Source organism: Candidatus Binatia bacterium (assembly GCA_029243485.1).
Lineage (GTDB): Bacteria > Desulfobacterota > Binatia > UBA12015 > UBA12015 > VGTG01.
This window is the reverse complement of sequence record JAQWRY010000003.1, coordinates 65,760-82,472: the sequence shown is the minus strand read 5'-3', so window position 1 is coordinate 82,472 and position 16,713 is coordinate 65,760. Positions and strand designations below refer to the sequence as shown.

Annotated in this window: 16 protein-coding genes; 11 read left to right on the top strand and 5 right to left on the bottom strand. The window is 64.9% G+C overall.

Annotated elements, in window-relative coordinates:
• Nucleotides 1-50 precede the first annotated feature (50 nt).
• The 7 genes from P8R42_02460 (at nucleotide 51) to P8R42_02430 (ending at nucleotide 6,204) form a co-directional block, all read left to right on the top strand.
• Nucleotides 51-1,067, top strand: coding sequence for an NADP-dependent oxidoreductase (locus P8R42_02460; GenBank protein MDG2303510.1), 1,017 nt, complete (start codon nucleotides 51-53; stop codon nucleotides 1,065-1,067).
• An 8-nt stretch (nucleotides 1,068-1,075) separates the two neighbouring features.
• A complete protein-coding gene (locus P8R42_02455; GenBank protein MDG2303509.1) occupies nucleotides 1,076-1,507 on the top strand; it encodes a nuclear transport factor 2 family protein in 432 nt (143 codons plus the stop codon).
• On the top strand, nucleotides 1,504-2,322 hold the full coding sequence (locus P8R42_02450) for an SDR family NAD(P)-dependent oxidoreductase (protein MDG2303508.1): 819 nt from the start codon (nucleotides 1,504-1,506) through the stop codon (nucleotides 2,320-2,322). The genes P8R42_02455 and P8R42_02450 overlap by 4 nt, the downstream gene beginning before the upstream one ends.
• A gap of 35 nt (nucleotides 2,323-2,357) precedes the next feature.
• A complete protein-coding gene (locus tag P8R42_02445) occupies nucleotides 2,358-3,011 on the top strand; it encodes a helix-turn-helix domain containing protein (protein MDG2303507.1) in 654 nt (217 codons plus the stop codon).
• A gap of 13 nt (nucleotides 3,012-3,024) precedes the next feature.
• Entirely contained in the window at nucleotides 3,025-3,420 is a 396-nt protein-coding gene (locus tag P8R42_02440; protein MDG2303506.1) for a hypothetical protein, read from the top strand.
• A 383-nt stretch (nucleotides 3,421-3,803) separates the two neighbouring features.
• Nucleotides 3,804-4,226, top strand: a complete 423-nt coding sequence (locus tag P8R42_02435) for a hypothetical protein (GenBank protein ID MDG2303505.1) — start codon at nucleotides 3,804-3,806, stop codon at nucleotides 4,224-4,226.
• Nucleotides 4,227-4,335: 109 nt separating this feature from the next.
• Complete coding sequence (locus P8R42_02430) at nucleotides 4,336-6,204, top strand: DUF3604 domain-containing protein (GenBank protein ID MDG2303504.1); 1,869 nt, start codon at nucleotides 4,336-4,338, stop codon at nucleotides 6,202-6,204.
• A gap of 82 nt (nucleotides 6,205-6,286) precedes the next feature.
• On the opposite strand, the gene P8R42_02425 is transcribed toward P8R42_02430, so the two are convergent.
• Nucleotides 6,287-9,676: a hypothetical protein gene (locus tag P8R42_02425; GenBank protein ID MDG2303503.1), complete on the bottom strand. Its 3,390-nt coding sequence runs from the start codon at nucleotides 9,674-9,676 to the stop codon at nucleotides 6,287-6,289.
• Nucleotides 9,677-9,876: 200 nt separating this feature from the next.
• Nucleotides 9,877-10,782 carry a hypothetical protein gene (locus P8R42_02420; GenBank protein MDG2303502.1) on the bottom strand — a complete coding sequence of 302 codons (906 nt, stop codon included), beginning with the start codon at nucleotides 10,780-10,782 and terminating at the stop codon, nucleotides 9,877-9,879.
• A gap of 49 nt (nucleotides 10,783-10,831) precedes the next feature.
• On the opposite strand from P8R42_02420, the gene P8R42_02415 reads away from it, so the two are divergent.
• Both P8R42_02415 and P8R42_02410 read left to right on the top strand, forming a co-directional pair.
• Nucleotides 10,832-11,461, top strand: a complete 630-nt coding sequence (locus P8R42_02415; protein MDG2303501.1) for a DsbA family protein — start codon at nucleotides 10,832-10,834, stop codon at nucleotides 11,459-11,461.
• A gap of 69 nt (nucleotides 11,462-11,530) precedes the next feature.
• Nucleotides 11,531-12,262, top strand: coding sequence for a hypothetical protein (locus P8R42_02410; GenBank protein MDG2303500.1), 732 nt, complete (start codon nucleotides 11,531-11,533; stop codon nucleotides 12,260-12,262).
• A 107-nt stretch (nucleotides 12,263-12,369) separates the two neighbouring features.
• Here P8R42_02410 and P8R42_02405 read toward each other — a convergent pair whose 3' ends face one another.
• The 3 genes from P8R42_02405 to P8R42_02395 form a co-directional block, all read right to left on the bottom strand.
• Entirely contained in the window at nucleotides 12,370-12,726 is a 357-nt protein-coding gene (locus P8R42_02405) for a hypothetical protein (protein ID MDG2303499.1), read from the bottom strand.
• Nucleotides 12,690-13,112 carry a hypothetical protein gene (locus P8R42_02400; protein MDG2303498.1) on the bottom strand — a complete coding sequence of 141 codons (423 nt, stop codon included), beginning with the start codon at nucleotides 13,110-13,112 and terminating at the stop codon, nucleotides 12,690-12,692. Before P8R42_02400 ends, P8R42_02405 begins: the two co-directional genes overlap by 37 nt.
• Before the next feature lie 133 nt (nucleotides 13,113-13,245).
• A complete protein-coding gene (locus P8R42_02395) occupies nucleotides 13,246-14,526 on the bottom strand; it encodes an acyl-CoA dehydrogenase family protein (protein ID MDG2303497.1) in 1,281 nt (426 codons plus the stop codon).
• A gap of 287 nt (nucleotides 14,527-14,813) precedes the next feature.
• Here P8R42_02395 and P8R42_02390 point away from each other — a divergent pair, with 287 nt between their 5' ends.
• Both P8R42_02390 and P8R42_02385 read left to right on the top strand, forming a co-directional pair.
• A complete protein-coding gene (locus P8R42_02390) occupies nucleotides 14,814-15,719 on the top strand; it encodes an isocitrate lyase/PEP mutase family protein (GenBank protein ID MDG2303496.1) in 906 nt (301 codons plus the stop codon).
• A 96-nt stretch (nucleotides 15,720-15,815) separates the two neighbouring features.
• Nucleotides 15,816-16,457 carry a carboxymuconolactone decarboxylase family protein gene (locus P8R42_02385; protein MDG2303495.1) on the top strand — a complete coding sequence of 214 codons (642 nt, stop codon included), beginning with the start codon at nucleotides 15,816-15,818 and terminating at the stop codon, nucleotides 16,455-16,457.
• Nucleotides 16,458-16,713 lie beyond the last annotated feature (256 nt).

The window sequence follows — 16,713 nt, the reverse complement described above, 5'->3', positions numbered from 1 at the left end:
AGTGCCGCCCGGTACCCGCGACCTCGTCGCCGCCCACCCCAGGATCCGAGATGAGTGAGAAAAACCTGAGAATCCACCTGCGCGCGCGGCCCGTAGGCAACCCCACAGAAACCGATTTCGAGTGCCGAGAAGCGCCGATTCCCCAAGCAGGGGAAGGGCAATTCCTGATTCAGAATCTGTATATTTCGCTCGACGCCGGGTTCCGGCAGTGGATGAACGAAGGCTCGGGCGACGAGTACATGCCGGCCATGGAAATCGGCGCTCCGGTGACCGGCTTGATCCTCGGAAAGGTGATCGAGTCGAAGAATCCCGAGTATACCACGGGCGAACTCGTCATGGGCCGCACCGCCTGGGAGAGCTATTCCCTCGCAGACGGCACCGACTACATCACCAAGCTCGAGGCCGACCCGCAGGTGCCGCTCTCCGCCTACATGGGCCTGCTGGGCGCGACGGGGCTCACCGCCTATTTCGGGCTGACCGACATCGGCAGGCCACAGCCCGGTGAAACCGTTCTGATCAGCACGGCCGCAGGCGCTGTCGGCAACGTCGCATGCCAGATGGCAAAGATCCTGGGTTGCCGGGTCGTCGGTACGACGAGCAGCGACGAGAAATGTAAGTGGCTCGTCGAAGAGCTCGGGATCGACGCCGCGATCAACTACCAAGCACCGGGCGGCATCGCAGCCGGACTCGACAAGCACTGCCCGGACGGTGTCGACGTGTACTTCGACAACGTGGCCGGCGACACGCTCGACCAAACCCTCGCGCGGCTCGCGCAGGGAGCTCGCGTCGTCCTCTCCGGCGCGCTCTCCGCGTACGATCAGGTCGAGCCGCCCCCCGGGCCTCGGAACATGTTCAAGGTCATCACCGCCCGCGCCCTGCTGCAGGGTTTCATGGTCACCGACCAGGTCGAGCGCTATCCCGAGGGCATCGGACAGCTCGGGGCCTGGCTCAAAGAGGGCAAGATCAAGAACGTCGAGCAGATGATCGACGGCGTCGACAAGACTGGCGACGCGTTCTGCCAAATGTTCCGCGGTGGAAACCGCGGCAAGCTCGTCATCAAAGCGTAGAGCACATCATGAGCGACGAGAACCTGCGCGACCGACTCGCCATCCAGGACCTCCTCGTCCGGTATGGGACGTCCCTCGATGCCAAAAACTGGGAGCGCTTGGCCACGTGCTTCCTCCCTGACGCCGTCGCCGACTACGGAACGCTCGGCGACCACAAGGGATACGACAAGATCGAGAAGATCTGTCGCAACGCCCTCGAACCGCTCGACGGATCACAGCACTTCATCTCGAACTTCGAGATCACGGTCGACGGCGACGTGGCAAAGAGCTGCTGCTATCTGATGGCGCAGCACATCCGGAAATCCGCACCGGGTGGACCCCACTTCATTCTCGCGGGGGTGTACCGCGACGACCTCGTTCGCACGAGCGACGGGTGGCGCATCAGTCGACGCGAACTCGCGACGACGTGGACCGAAGGCAACCCATTGGTGATCGGATGAAAGACCTCAAAGGCAAGAACGCAGTCATCACCGGCGGCGGTTCCGGAATCGGTCGCGGCATGGCCCTCGCCTTCGCTGAAGCCGGCATGAACGTCGTGCTCGCCGACATCGAAGTCGACGCGGCCGCGTCCGTCAAAGCAGAAGTCGAGAAGCTGGGCGTCCGGGGGCTCGCCGTGAAGACCGACGTGACCCAGGCAGATTCGGTGGAAGCTCTCGCCGACGCCGTCTACACCGAATTGGGCGCGGTCCACCTCCTGTGCAACAACGCCGGCGTCGTGGCGTTCGGCTCCATGCATGACCTCACACCCGCCGACTGGAGTTGGGTCCTCGCCGTGAACCTTCACGGCGTTGTGAACGGGATCCAATCGTTCGTGCACCGCATGAAGAAGCAGGACGGCGAGAAGCACGTCGTGAACACGGCTTCCACCGCCGGGATGTGGCCGCACCCCGGCCTCGCACCGTACGTCGCGAGCAAGTACGCCGTCGTCGGGATCTCGGAAACGCTTCGCATGGAAGGCGCCGACTACGGCCTCAGCTGCTCCGCCCTCTGCGCGGGGAACACCAACACGAAGATCGTGATGAGCGCCCGGAATCGGCTGCCCGAGTTCGGAGGACCCGAAGAGGCCGACAATCCCGCCGTTCAATCCATCATCGACGAAGGCATGGCACCGGAACAGGTCGGCCAGATCGTTCGGCAGGGCGTGATCGACGACCTCGAGTACATCTGGACCCACCCCGATATCCGCGAACTGGCCGATGCCCGGCTCGACGCCGTGCGCAATTCGCTCGACCAGGCCCAGAAACGAAACGCTTGATCGACCTGCCATCCGGAGTGTAGTCCCAACGCACTATGGGACGAGCTTCCTCCGTCCCGCGCGCCCGCGCCGCGCGTAGGCCCGCGGCCGAACGACGCGCCGAAATCCTTCGGACGGCGATGAAGGCATTCGCGCAGAAGGGCTACCGCGAGACCGGCACCGCGGACATCGCGCGCGAAATCGGGATCAGCGAGCCTACGCTCTACCGGTATTTCGACAGCAAGCGGGAGCTCTATCTCGAAGCGATCGAGCTCGGCTCCGGTGAGATCCTCTCTCGCTGGCACGAGATGGCGCGGGAGAGCGCCACGCCGGTAGACGCGCTCATCGGCCTCGGCATCTGGTACTTCGAGGACCTGCAGCGGGACACGTCGACCCTCATGCTCCGGGCTCGGGCAGAGATCGAAACCGAAGATCCCGAAGTGAACGAGAAGCTTCGTGCGCACTTTCTTGAGACCTTCGACTTCGTACTTGGCCTCTACCAGCAAGCCGAGAAGGCGGAACTCATCCCCGCCGGACTCGACCTACGTGCCCGGACATGGCTGTTCATCAGCCTCGGAAGTCTGATCGATCGCACCGAGCTCCTGGGCCTCCGCGAACGGCTCGACATGGCCGAAATCGGGCAGGTGATCACCGCGCTCGCGCCGGAACTCGCGCCGGCACCTCCGACCCACTCCGCGAAGGGACGCTGAGGCGGACGCCGCGATGCGGGTCTCGACCGCCCTCGCGCTCCTGTTCGTGCTCGGTTGCAGCTCCGCGGCGACCGACTCCACGCCGCCGGCCACCCCATCCGCATCGGACCCCGCGGCGAAACGATGCCTGTCAATCTCGCGGATCGATCGCAGCGAGATCGTCGATGACAGCACGATCCTGTTTCACATGCGCGACGGCGCGATTTGGCGAAACGCGCTGCCGCAGCGCTGCTACGGGCTCCGGATTCAGGGCGGCTTCGGCTACACGACGCCACTCGACCGGCTCTGCGACCTCGACCTCATCCAGGTACTCGGAGGTTCGCTGAGCGTGTGCGGCCTCGGACGCTTCGAGGCGTACGAGCACCCCTTGGGCGTCGAAGCCAACGAGTTCAACGCGCAACCGGACTAGGACCCTGACCCAAGATCGCTCACGACGACCTGCCGCCGATCCATCCTGGGTCAGGCGCCTAGTCCACCGGCGGCGGTGCGCCTTCCCTGCATCGAAATCCGCAATCGTGGCCCCGTGCACCTCGGCGAGGACGCCATCCCGCTCGCCCTCACTGACACTCGGCCAGTGTTTGGCCGAACAGCCCACGCTCGTGAGCGTGAGGGCCATCAGGAGGGCCGGCCCCTGTCGACGTCGCCATGTTCCGCGCATCGAATTCCCGGTTTCAGCCTATGTCACGTGCCCGCAACGCAAGGAAAGTGGCCTGCCTTCGACCGTTTCGCGTTTCGGCCGGGGTGCAGTACGGGGGACGCCGGACCACGGCGCCCCCGCCAAAAGGAGACCAGATGCGCACCCTAGCGACGAGATGGATGACGACCACTCTGGGATTGATCCTCCTCATGAGCCCCGGTGTTTCCGCTGCGGCGGCCGACGGTTGGACCCCTGCCGACTGGATCGACACCGAGACCATCGAGCTCGGCACGACCGCCCCGGGTGAAGAGCTCTACTCGTTCCCGGTCTGGCTCGTGGTGATCGACGGCGACGTCTACGTCCGACTCGGAAACCGCGCGGCCGATCAGGTGAACGAGAGCACGACCAAACCCTACATGCCGGTGAAGATCGCCGGACAGAAATTCGCCAAGGTCGAGGGCATCCCCGCTCCGGACAAAGCCGAGCAGGTCGAAGATCTCATGGCGGAGAAGTACTGGAGCGACCTCTTCATTCGCTTCTTCCCCCACCCACTGACACTGCGCCTGGAACCCCACTGAGCTTCAGCCCGGCTCCCGGCAAGCCGCCACAAACTTGACCGGGGCGAGGTAGCGGGGATCCACCCAAGCTCGCTTGACGAGCACGGAGAAACCGGAGCAACGTCCGGCCATGAACAATCGGCGGAAGGGACTTCTCACGATTCTGCTCCTCTTTGTGCTGTCCTCTTCGGCGACGGCGGTGGAGCAATGCTCCGAGAATCAACCGGAACGACAGGTCTTCTGGGGGGACCTGCACGTCCACACCGCCGTATCCATGGACGCGAACATGTTCGGCACCCGGGTTCGTCCGGACGAGGCGTACAAGTTCGCAAAGGGCGGAGCGATCCAGCTCGATCCCCGAATGCCCGAAGTGAAGCTCGAGCGCCCCCTGGATTTTGCGGCGGTGACCGACCACGCGTCGAACTTCGGCTCGGTTCACCTGTGCACGACGCCGACGTCCGAGGTCTACGACTCCGAGCAGTGCAAGGCGTACCGGGAACCGTACGACATGAACCGCGGCAGCCTCCGCCAGACCGTGCGTGACCTATTCGAACGCATCGGCGGCTCGCTCTCGTCCCCAGCCGTGTGCGGCGAGGACGGCGCCCGCTGCACCCAGGGCGCCTCCACCGTCTGGAAAGAGACCCAGGACGCGGCAGCGCGCCACGACGACCCAGCCCCTTCCTGCAAGTTCACGACGTTCGTCGCGTACGAGTACACCGCGACCCCGGAACTCACGAAAGTCCACCGCAATGTGATCTTCCGTAACGACAAGGTGCTCGATCTCCCCATCTCGTACGCCGACGAGCCGGACGCGATCAAGATGTGGAAGCGACTTCGCGCCGAGTGCATCGAGGCAGGGACCGGCTGCGACGTGCTCGCCATCCCCCACAACTCCAACCTCTCCAACGGCAACATGTTCGCGATCGACTACGGCGACGCCAAGACGAAGGAAGAACAAGCCGAGATCGCGAAGCTCCGCGCCTCGATGGAACCGCTCGTCGAAGTCATGCAGATGAAGGGCGACTCCGAGTGCCGCAATGGGATGTGGAACGTCGTCGGCGCGGACGAGCTCTGCGATTTCGAGAAAATGCGTCCGAAGGACACACCCGATTGCGAAGACGGCACCGGGAAGGGAGCGCTCGCGGGCGACGGCTGCGTGTCCCGACGTGACTTCGTACGGTACGCGCTGACCGAAGGCCTCGCCGAGGCTGACCGGATCGGTGTGAACCCCTACGCGTTCGGCCTGATCGCGGCCACCGACATCCACGACGGCACGCCCGGCACGGTCGAAGAGTCCCGCCTCGACCTGCGGATGAGCCGGCCGAGCGGACAACCGGGGATGAATCCCGGCGGGATCGCGGCCGTCTGGGCCGAGGAGAATTCCCGAGAGTCGCTGTTCCGGGCCATGCGCCGACGCGAGACGTACGGCACGAGCGGACCTCGCATGAGCGTGCGTTTCTTCGGCGGTTGGGATTACCCCAAGGAACTTTGCAAAGACGCCGCTCTCGTGAAGAAAGGCTACGCGGGCGGCGTCCCGATGGGCTCCGACCTTCCCCCCGCGCCCAAGGCCGCCAAGGCACCGGGCTTCGTCGTCTCGGCGCTCCGCGATCCGGGAACCGACGAACATCCGGGCGGCAAGCTGCAACTCATTCAGATCATCAAGGGCTGGATGGGCGACGACGGCAAAGTCCACCAACGGGTCTTCGATGTCGCGGGTCGTCCGAAGAACGGGGCCAAGGTAGACACGGCCACGTGCAACCCGATCGGCACCGGAGCCGACTCCCTTTGCCGCGTATGGGTCGATCCCATCTTCGACCCGAAGAAGAGAGCGGTCTACTACGCCCGCGTCGTCGAGAATCCCAGCTGCCGTCAGACGGGCTGGGCATGCAAGGCCGCACCGCGCGATGCGAAACCTGCATGGTGCACCGACGGAAGCGTGTCCCTCACCACCCAGGAACGCGCCTGGACCTCCGCGATCTGGTACGCGCCCACGGGCTGAAAGTCCGCAACGCAACGCAAAACGGGGGGGCCGGACACGATGTCCGACCCCTTGTTCCGTTGGAACGCGAAGAGATGCGCTCCTATTTCAGGAGACTTCCCGTGCGAGTCACGAACGCCCACGACGCGGACCCGTAGGCTCCCGGCGGCGGAGCGGGCACCGCCGGACAGACGGCCGGAGCCGGCGTCTGCTTCTCCCCGAAGAATCGAACCGTATTGTCGAACTTGAACTCGGGATCGCGCGCCGTCGCCGCACTGCACCAGATGTCGCCGGTGCCGAGTTGCAGACGAATCCCCATCTCGTCCTGCGGGGCGTTGAGCAACTCGTAGAGACCGTTGCCCTTCCCCTTCACCGTAAGCTTACCCTGGATGACTTTGACGGTCGTGATCGGTCCGTGGACCCCGTTCTTGTCGAGGTACTTGTAGCCCGGCGTGCCCGGATTCCCGGTGCGCTGCCAGTTCGACGCGGGCAGAGTCAGCGTCATGACGTCCGTCAGAGCGCCGCCGACTTTGTAAACTGTGACCACGGCACTACCCCCGCCACTACCACCGACTGTCGGATCGCCGTCGCTTCCCCACGGTGCCGCTTCGACCCCGCTCGGGAGCGCGCCCTTCTTCGTGGACTTGAAGGACAAGCGGCGTTTGTTCGCCGTGATCGGCGGCGTCGCATCATCCCGCAACTGGAACGTAGTCGCCCGAATCGGGGCTTCCGCCGCAGGCGGCGTAGCCGTCGGCGTAGGCGTGGGAGACGGCGTCGGCGTAGGTGCCGGCGGCGTGCTGCCCGAGTCGGCCGGGTCCGAGCCCGCGTCGATCTCGTCGCGATCGAAGAAGCCGTCTTCATCGCGATCGACACCTACGCGCGTACCGGAACCCGGCGGTACGCAGGTGTACGTCAGTTCCTGACCGGCCGTCTGCGCCTCGGCGCGAAGTGTCGCATCGCCGAGGATCTGACCCTGCCGATCCATCTGGAAGTTCCCGCCCGGCAGGCGGACCGCGCCGCGGCCCTCGCCGGCGATCGTGCCCTTCACCACCACGTCACATTCACCCACTGCCGCCCGCGCGATCATGAGACTGATCCGCGTGTCGACGGCGAGAGCACTCGAGTCCGCAAGAGTGATTTGCTGACCCACGATCGGTTTGTGGTCGGTATCGAAGGCCAGACTAAAGGCCTCGAGGCTTCGCTGCTCGATGTCGTTGATCGAGAACAGGGGGCTTGAGAGGAAGCGGAAAACCGTATCGACACTGCCATCGTGCAGGAAGCCGGAGGCGCGGACCTGGGGGCCGGTGTGCGGGAACGAACCGCTGACGATACCCGTCGGCGACATTCCGAACATTCCGACCTTCTGATACATGTTGCGCATGTGCGCGACCTTGAAGGACTGAGTTTCGCCGTCGAACGTCGAGAACCCGTCCGCGCCGAAGAAGCCCTGCGCCGGGCTCAACGTGTGACAACCGTCACAGTTGAAGACGGAATCCGTCACGCGGCCGAAGAACAGATTTCTCCCCTGCTGCTCCTGTGTCGTAAGGGAGTTGTCGAGGGCGCGAATCGGATTCGGCGGCAACTCCACCGTAAGAATGAAGTCCGCAAAAGCCTGCATCTGCGACGTCGAGAGCTCCGCCGAACGACCGACCAGGCCCACGAACGCGGGATTGAACTTCTTGAAGGCCCCGTCCTCATCGAAGACGTTGCCGCCGGGGTCGTTGCCCGCGGTCCGATCGCCGCGCCAATGCATCGAGCCGTGCGTCGACATGCCCCGAAGGGTCTGCGTCGTCATCGGCCCCTTCAGCGGATGGAAATCCTTGAACCCGCTGATGACCGGGATCCGGAGAGGCAACGGGTTGTTCAGGATGTCGGCCTCGTCCGGGTTGCCGAGGTCCCACGACAGGCTGTCGAAGTCAGCAAAGATGTGACACGACGAGCAGGACGCCTCACCGTTGCTCGAGGTCTCGTTCGCGTCGTACAGAAGCGGTCGTCCGTCGACGACGGACGCCGGCTCCGGGCTGAAGATCGACACGTGATCGATCTCCGAGTTCGAGATCGTGTCGATGACCGAGATCGAGTTGTCGAACCGGGTCAGCGCGTACAGCCGATCGTTTGCCTCGTCCAGGACGAGCCCCGTCGGACCACCGCCCGTCACCGGGATATGGCTCGAACTGCTGGGCACGAAGGTATCGTTCTCCAGCTCCGTCGTGTCGAAGATGCCGATCTTGCTCGAACCGAAGGCCGCCACGTACAGCGTGGCCCCGTCGGCGGAGATCGCCATGCCGAGCGGGGTCGCAAGGCTGTTCTCCTTGGTGCCCGGAGCGCTCGGCACCACGGCATAGTTGATGTGCTTGTTCAGATGCCGAGGCATGACGGCCGCACCGTCGATCACCGTGATACGGGCCTCGTGGAGATGGCCGCGAACACTCGTGCTGCCGAAGAAGGCGCCCGGCCCTTCGAAGCGGACCTCGTTTCGCGCCTCCGTGTTCGTGACGTAGAGCTTGCCGCTCGTCGGGTGGACGATCGCGTTCATGTTGATCGTACCGACGCCGGAATGCTCGACGCCGCTCGCGACCGGCGGAAAGACCGTCGCATCGATGCCGAAGAAGTCGAAGTCGGGGAGATCGAAGCGGATCGCGGCGCTCCAATCGCGAGCGAGCTCATCCTCCCAGTCTCCGGTGACGGCGTTCTGGCGGACGATGAGTCCAACCTCCGGACCCGTAACGAAACCGGCGTGCTGATTGGGCGCAGGGAGGCCACCCGGCATCAGGGTCCCGCCGACATTGCACGAGCCCACACCCGCGCCGCCGTTGCAGACCGTTCCCTCGCTCAGAGCTGTCGTCCGATTGCCCGAATGGAAAACGCCGACCCAGACGGTGTCCCCATCGGTGGCCAGCGGACGGGGCGTGTCCCCGAAGAACGTGAGAACATCGACTTCGTCGCCACCCATGCCGGCGCCGAGGTTCGTTGCATCGAAGATCCAGACGTCGGTACGTCCAATGCTCTTGGTGGTCAGCAGCGGATCGCTCGGATTGTTCTGCCCGCGGTGAGCCGCGGAGATGAACGCGACGTTGCCGCCGCCGCCGGCGAACACCATGTCGCGCGGCTCGTCACCGACGAGAAGCGTACGCGTGACACGTGGGGGGTTCGAGCTCACGTCCACGACGCTCACGCTGTCGGAGAGGTGATTCACGACCCAGACTTCCGAGTTGCTTCGCGCGGCAACCGCGACCGGCTCCATGCCGACCACGACCGACCCCGAGTGGACCAGCGTTCCGCCCGACACGTCGAAGATCTCGAGGCGATTGTCGGGCGTATTCGTCGCGAAGACCGTCGTCCCGTCGGGCGAGATCGCGAGCGGGCGCACCTGCCCCGACTCGAAGTTCACAAACTTCTGCGCCTGCGCTGGGTTCGGCAACAGGAACGCGAGAGTCGCGAAAACCAGACAAACACCTCTCGACGAGGAAGAGCGGATCCGATCGCAAAGCATTCAGGTTCCTCCAACCCGGCCGCGCACTATCCCAAAGAGTGGATGGGGACGCACCGGTCACTATATCATGCCCGATAGCACACTCGCGGGGCAAGGAATTTTCGGCGAGGATGTCATCGAAAACCCGGCTAATCCGGCCTCTTTCCCGCCGGCTCCCCTAGGACAAGGAGTGTCGGATCGACTCGGCCGCCTCGGGGGCCCTAGAGGACCCCGCCGAACCAGATTCGGCCATCGAACGACTGCCGGAAGATCCCGTTCGACCCAACCCCGACGAAGTTGTTCACGTGGAAGGTCACCGCGTGGAAGGACTCGGGGGTGGTCATGCCACCGGAAAAGAAGGTCTCGCCGTCCCGCGACGTGTAGGACGTACCCGAGTTCCCCATGAGCACGAAGATCCCGAGCTCATAGAGGACCGTGTTGATGTTTTTCACATTCCGGATCGAGACGTCTTCCCAGGTCTCGCCGTCCTCGGAGCGAAGAACGCCACCGCCCGAACCCACCGCCAGATAGTAGCCGCCGCCGTAGGCCACGTCCGCGAGATCCGACTCGATCTCGAACTGCTCGAACGTCCACTCGACAGCATCGCGCGAGGTCACGAGAGCACCGGCGTCGCCAACCACCACGAAGAGCCCGTTCCCCCAGGCCACTCCGAGCAGATCCTCACCCGTGTGGCTGTCGGCGGTCACCCAGCTCTCGCCGTCGAGGGAGACCAGAAGAGCGCCACCGTCGCCCACGGCGACGAATCGACCTCCACCGAACGCGACGTCCTGAAGGACGTTCTCCGTCGGGGACTCTGCACGGGCCCAGCTCCTCCCACCGTTGATCGAGGAGACGATCGAGCCGCGGCTACCCACCGCGACGAACCGATCCGCACCGAACCCGACGCCGCGAAGCGTGCCGCCGACGACGGAGTCCTGCCCGTCCCAGCCCCCCCCGGTGTCCGAGGTGAAGACCCCACCATTGACCCCCACCGCGACCAGGCGTCCATTGCCGCTCACGACACCGAACTGCGTGGGGCCAACGGCCGGTGCACTCTCTCCTCCACCACCGCAGCCCAGGATACAGAGCGCGGCGACGACCAAGCCTCTTTCGACAAATCGCTTCATTGGGGAACCTTGAAAATGACAGCAGAAATGGGCATGTCTCGCAATCAACGTGAGCCTCGTCCGACTAATCGTCTACTCCGACTACCTCTGTCCGTGGTGCTACAACGCCAGCGTCCGGCTGCGGCGCCTCGAGGAGGAAATGTCCTCAGATCTCGAGATCGTGTGGCGCTCCTACCTGCTGCGCCCGGAACCGAAGGCACGCAATGTCGAGAAGTTCCGCGCCTACACCCAATCCTGGGCCCGACCGGGAGAGGAAGAGGACAGCGGCACCTTCCGGCCCTGGGCGAGCGACGCCCCGCCGCCGACGCACAGCGTGCCCGCCCACGTCGTCGCCAAGGCCGCAGCGACGCTCGACCCAGAGTCGTTCCACAAGATGCACGACGCTCTCCTGCGGGCCTACTTCACCGACAATCGCGACATCAGCGACGAATCGGTGCTCGAGGCCATTTGGAACGAGCAGGCCTTGCCGCGCGACGCCTTCGCCCGGTCTCAAAGCCCAGAGATCCTCGCAGAGACGCTCGAGGATTTCGCGGAAGCGCAGAGTCTCGGCATAACGGGCGCTCCCGCAGCCCGACTCGAAGGAAACGAAGCCTTCCTGACAGGCGCCTTGCCGGTTCCGATGTATCGCCGGTGGATCGAGCGACAGATCGCCGCGCGCAGCACCCCCGCGACCCACTGAGCCGACCCCTCTTCCTCCCGACCCCCGGATCCTGCTAGCATCGGTGCCGGCTCAATCGGTGGAAACGTGATGATGGAACAGTCGGTGATCTCCCGCCTGCTCACCTGCGTGGTGTCGATCGCTCTCGTAGCGATCCCTGCGCGAGTTGCGACCGCCCAAGGCTATGGGCCGTTCCTCGAGGTCTCCAAGACCGAGACGGGATTCAGCATCGAGGCCGAGGGCGCGACGCTCCCGCAGGTACTCTCGGCGATCGGCGAGGAAGCCGGATTCAAAGTGCAGGACTCGGGTGCCGAGCGCCCGCCGATCGACGAGTTCCAGGTCCGCGACGCAACGCTCGAAGCGACGCTTCGGCAGCTCCTGGGTACCTCGAACCACCTCATCGTCTATCGCGGAGGCACGAACGAGAAGATCGAGGCCGGCAGCGTCGAGAAGATCATTCTGCTGAGCCCCAGCAAGCGCGTGCGCGCGGCCGACCGACCGGCGTCATCTCTCGCGGGCCCCGAGGTCCAGCCACGAGAACAGATCCCCATTCGCGCTGCCGACGCTCCGCCTGCCGACTCCGGCGCCGAAATCACCGACGACGATCGGCAACGCGAGGAGCAGCTCGTCTACGGCGAGGCGCTCCAAGAGGCGGAGCGCCTGATGGTAGAGCAGCTCGGTGTCGATCCGAGCGATTTTGCCGGCATCGAGCCCGGCGTCGCATCCGGCCTACCCCCGGCGATTCTGCAACAATTGAAAGACACGGCCCACGCGAACGACGACGCGATGCTCCCTCCAAGCGCAGTCGCACCGGTGGACTGACGCGCCGGGGCGCCTCCGCAAGCACGGCCGCACGAGCCTCGGCCTCGCGATCTCAAAGCGCTTCGCAGAGCTCATGGGCGGCGAAATGTGGGGGAGAGCGAAGTCGGTCACGGATCGGGAAGGCACGTCGCGAGGAGCTCGGCCGTCCCGGACACCACCGTATCTTCGGGTGCACCGCCGCGGATCCATTCGTATATGGCCTGCAGATGATCCGGAGTGAGCTCGACGACCCCATTACCGCAAACCTCGGTCGGACAGCTCGCCGGGGCCGCGATCTTCGCCGCTTTGTACAAGCCGGACTCGTTCTTCTTCACGACCCCACCCGCCTCGACGCAGAACCACTCGTTCTCGACGCGCCAGTGCACGCGCACGAGATCGTTCGGGCCACCCAGCTCCCAGGGCCAGTTCTCACCCTTGGCGACGATCTTCAGCTTGCCACCGTTGCCACCCGGCTTGAACAACACGGTGCGAATGCGCTCTGCGTTTTGTCCACGTACTTGTAGCCGCTCGTACCGGCCGGATTCCCGAGTCCCTTCCAGCTGAGCGGGTCCAACTGAATCAGCTCCGTGCGTCCGGCACCGACACCGTTCTGCCCTGTCCGCTCGACGAGCAGGGCCGAACCCGCCACGGCGGGATCATGCGTCGGGTTGAGCAGAATCTCGTTCGACGCGCTGAAGATGAACTTGTGCTTCGCCGGGTCCTTGCGCGTGTCCACCAGCACCGACTTCGCGCCGATGCCGGCCTGACTCTCGTGCGCGGCCGCGGGAGCGAGCCACGGCGGGGCCAGGAGGACGACCAAAAATGGCAGTAGCGCGAGGGCTCCGACGGTGTCTGAGCACGAGATTCGCATCGATGGCTCAGTACGAAAACCGCCCCCTGGGAGGAAGGGGGCCTGCTCTAACGGCCGAAATGCGGCCCCGGCGCCTCGCCATCATGGCGCCGAGCGGAGCGGGACAGCCTGCGTCCCGCTCCGCTCGAAGCAATCAGGTGCGGCTCGCGATGTACTTCGCGTAGCCGTCCGCGAGCGCTCGCAATTCAGGGTCCGCGGCGAATTTCGGCTCGAACTGCTTGCGAGCCTGCTTACGCTTCTCGGGGTAGTACTCGGTCGGCCAGAAGCCTTCGTGGGGCTCGTACGACTTCAGGACGTTCCGAGCCACTGTGGCCTTGTGCACCTCATCGACGCCATCCGCGATCCCCATCGTCGGCGCTGCCGCGTACATCGCCTGAATCGGCGTGAGGTTCGTCGTGCCGAGAGATCCCAGGATGTGCAGCGCGTTGAAGGAGACCTCCCGTAGCACTTTCGCCATCGTGAACTTCACGGCGGCGATGTCCGTCCGGGTCTCCTGCGTGCTGGTGTTGTCGATCTTCCAGGCCGTCTCGAGAACGAAGAGGCGGAGCATGCGAATCGAGGCGTAGGAGTCGGCTATCTTCTGCTGCACCATCTGGTGCTCACCGATGGTTTTTCCGTGCGACTCGCGGCTAAGTGCGCGCTCACACATCATGTCGAAGGCGAGCTTGCATTGGGCGATCGTGCGCATCGCGTGATGGATCCGACCACCGCCGAGTCGGCGTTGCGCGAGAGTCCGCGCTCCGTCTTCCGGGCCGAGGAGGTGATCGAGAGGGATGCGCACATCGTTGTACTTGATGTGATTGTGCGACCGCGGCTCGGGCATGATCTCGACGCCCGGCGTCTTGCGCGGCACCACGAACATGCCATTCGTGCACATCACAAATAGAATGTCGGCGACGCGACCCGCGCTGGTGAACCACTTCTCACCGTTGATGATCCACTCGTCACCGTCGCGCTCGGCAAATGTCTTGAACAGCCGCGGATCCGAGCCACCTTGCGGCTCGGTCATCGAGTACGCCGACCATATCTCCTGGTTGAGCATCGGCTTCAGCCAACGCTCCTTCTGCTCATCGGTGCCGTACGCGGCGAGCATCTCCATGTTGCCGGTGTCGGGCGCGGCCGCACCGAAAATCTGCGGAGCCGAACCGTACCGACCGAGGATCTCGTTCAGGAGGCCCAGTTTGAGCTGGCCGTAGCCAGGCCCGCCCAGCTCCTCGTCGAGGAAGAGCGCCCAGAGGCCCTGCGCCTTCACCTGATCCTGGAGCGGCTTGACCAGCGCCTTGATCTTCGGGTCCTTCGACCGCACGGCGTAAGGGAAGATCAGATCGAGCGGCTCGACCTCTTCACGGCAGAACTTCTCGACCCAATCGAGCTTCTCCTGGAACTCCGGCTCAGTGGAAAAATCCCAACTCATTCGTTCGCTCGTACTTTCTCGTCGGCAGTGGACGGCTGCTGGCAGGCGAGCGGCTTCCGCGCGGACCGCCGCGCTCGGCTTCCAGCTTCTTTCTGAACTCTGGGGTGATCTCGAATCTCAGCCGACGGGAGCCCGCCGACGTGGATTGGATACCTTGGAGGAACAGCCTCCTGCTGTCCAGATCAGTGCGGTTTCCGGCGCATTCCCGGGCTCTGCGGTCGCGGGGAGGCAGCGTGGGCGTCCGAGGGGCCGTTTCTCACCGAAGGGGCTCGGCCGTATAACGACGCATGAGCTTCTTCCCAAAGCGCCACGCGAGCGGCGAAACTCTGCGCGAGATCCTCGAACGTGGCTCGCTGGTGCGCGCTCCCGGCTGTTTCGACGCGCTGTCCGCCCGGGTCGTGGAGCAGGCCGGGTTCTCCGTGGGCTTTCTCGGCGGGTTCTCCGTGGCCGCCGCCCGGCTCGGCCTGCCGGACGTAGGCCTCCTCAGTTACGGCGAGATGGTCGAGCAGGCGCGTGACGTCTGCGCGGCGACCTCACTGCCGATCATCGGCGACGCCGACACCGGGTACGGCAACGCGATCAACGCCGAGCGGACGTTGCTCGGCTGCACCCAGGCCGGCCTCGCCGGCGTGATGATCGAGGATCAGCAGTGGCCGAAGCGATGCGGACACACATCCGGCAAGTCGATCGTCGATAGGCAAGAAGCACTCGCTCGTGTCCGCGCCTGCGTCCGCGCCCGCGAGGAGCAGAAGCTCGACGTGCTGCTCATGGCGCGAACCGACGCCAACGCGACCGACGGCTTCGACGAAGCGCTCTGGCGCGCGCAGGCCTTCGCGGATGCCGGGGCCGACATCACCTTCCTCGAAGCGCCTTCGAGCGTCGAGCAGATGGAGCGATACTGCCGGCTCGTACCAGGCTGGACCACCGCGAACCTCGTCGAGGACGGCAAGACGCCCTGGCTCGAGCCAGCGCAGCTCGAGGAGATCGGATACTCGATCGTACTCTACCCGGTCGCGCTCCTCCTCCACAGCGTCTTCGCCCTGCGCGCGGCCGCCGACGGCCTCGCAGGCGGCGTGTCCGACGGCAGCTCACGCGTGAAGTTCGACCAGGTCCGAGACCTTCTCGGTTGGGACGAGTACGAACGAAGACTGCAGAGCATCGAAGCCGACCCGAACGACACAAAGAAGCCCTGAGGCGGAAGCAGCCATCCTGCGCCGCGAACACTCGACTCCGAAGAGGACCGGGCCTGCGCCCGTCCCCCCAACCAACCGACCGAAAGGAAAACGATTATGCCTCGCCTCCGCCAAGTCGCGAAAGCCGACGCCCATGACACGGCCAAGACAATGTACGAGCTTCTCTTCGGAGGCCGAGACCCGGTCGAATCTCCGGGCACCGCGACCGGAACCCCCGGCAACTGGTGGACCGTCTTCGCCGGCGTGCCGGACTGCTTCGACCACACCCTTCAGGGCTTCGCCTTCTACCGAAACCCGAACCGTGAACTCTCACCGCAGCTCCGCGAGCTCGCGCAGACCCGCACGGGCTACGCACGCGGCAGCCAGTTCGTATTCTCCCAGCACTGCAAGGCAAGTCGTGAGGTCGGCCTCAGCGAGGAGCAGATCGCGTCCCTCCCTGCCTGGAGTGTCGCGTCGTGCTTTTCACCGATCGAGCGCGCGGTTCTAGCTTACACCGACTGTCTCGTACTCGAAGGCGGCCGGGTTCCGGATGCCGTGTTCGACGCGCTCCGCGCGGAGCTCAACGACACCCAAATCCTCGAGCTCACGTACATCACCTGCACGTACGACATGCACGCGACGATGTGTCGGGCGCTTCGCCTCGAGTACGACGACGTGGACGACCGGGTGACCGAGGTCGCAGCCCCCGAGGGCGCGTCGATGGACGTCATGGCCGCGGTAGCCGACGTCGACGAATGATGGAGGCCCTGTAGGAGGGCGTCTCGCCGAACTACTTCTACACCGAGGCGGCTCACGTTCGCCCGTCGGGACACCGTTCCGTTCGTAGGCTAGGCAGCGTTCATGGATCGTCCGAGGAGGGGCGCGCGTCTCGTCTCGGGGCCCTGCTCGATTGTCTTTCCTGTGACCGAGGCGAGATGCCCGAGAGCCACCACCCGAACAAGCGCACGAAGTCCTTCACGTAAGAATCGGTTCCGTTCGACCGAGGTGAGGAGCG

Excerpts from the sequence above, each read along its gene's own strand:
- P8R42_02460 (MDG2303510.1), top strand. The coding sequence starts at position 51 with ATGAGTGAGAAAAACCTGAGAATCCACCTGCGCGCGCGGCCCGTAGGC.
- P8R42_02455 (MDG2303509.1), top strand. The coding sequence starts at position 1,076 with ATGAGCGACGAGAACCTGCGCGACCGACTCGCCATCCAGGACCTCCTC.
- P8R42_02450 (MDG2303508.1), top strand. The coding sequence starts at position 1,504 with ATGAAAGACCTCAAAGGCAAGAACGCAGTCATCACCGGCGGCGGTTCC.
- P8R42_02445 (MDG2303507.1), top strand. The coding sequence starts at position 2,358 with ATGGGACGAGCTTCCTCCGTCCCGCGCGCCCGCGCCGCGCGTAGGCCC.
- P8R42_02440 (MDG2303506.1), top strand. The coding sequence starts at position 3,025 with ATGCGGGTCTCGACCGCCCTCGCGCTCCTGTTCGTGCTCGGTTGCAGC.
- P8R42_02435 (MDG2303505.1), top strand. The coding sequence starts at position 3,804 with ATGCGCACCCTAGCGACGAGATGGATGACGACCACTCTGGGATTGATC.
- P8R42_02430 (MDG2303504.1), top strand. The coding sequence starts at position 4,336 with ATGAACAATCGGCGGAAGGGACTTCTCACGATTCTGCTCCTCTTTGTG.
- P8R42_02425 (MDG2303503.1), bottom strand. The coding sequence starts at position 9,676 with ATGCTTTGCGATCGGATCCGCTCTTCCTCGTCGAGAGGTGTTTGTCTG.
- P8R42_02420 (MDG2303502.1), bottom strand. The coding sequence starts at position 10,782 with ATGAAGCGATTTGTCGAAAGAGGCTTGGTCGTCGCCGCGCTCTGTATC.
- P8R42_02410 (MDG2303500.1), top strand. The coding sequence starts at position 11,531 with ATGATGGAACAGTCGGTGATCTCCCGCCTGCTCACCTGCGTGGTGTCG.
- P8R42_02400 (MDG2303498.1), bottom strand. The coding sequence starts at position 13,112 with ATGCGAATCTCGTGCTCAGACACCGTCGGAGCCCTCGCGCTACTGCCA.
- P8R42_02395 (MDG2303497.1), bottom strand. The coding sequence starts at position 14,526 with ATGAGTTGGGATTTTTCCACTGAGCCGGAGTTCCAGGAGAAGCTCGAT.
- P8R42_02390 (MDG2303496.1), top strand. The coding sequence starts at position 14,814 with ATGAGCTTCTTCCCAAAGCGCCACGCGAGCGGCGAAACTCTGCGCGAG.
- P8R42_02385 (MDG2303495.1), top strand. The coding sequence starts at position 15,816 with ATGCCTCGCCTCCGCCAAGTCGCGAAAGCCGACGCCCATGACACGGCC.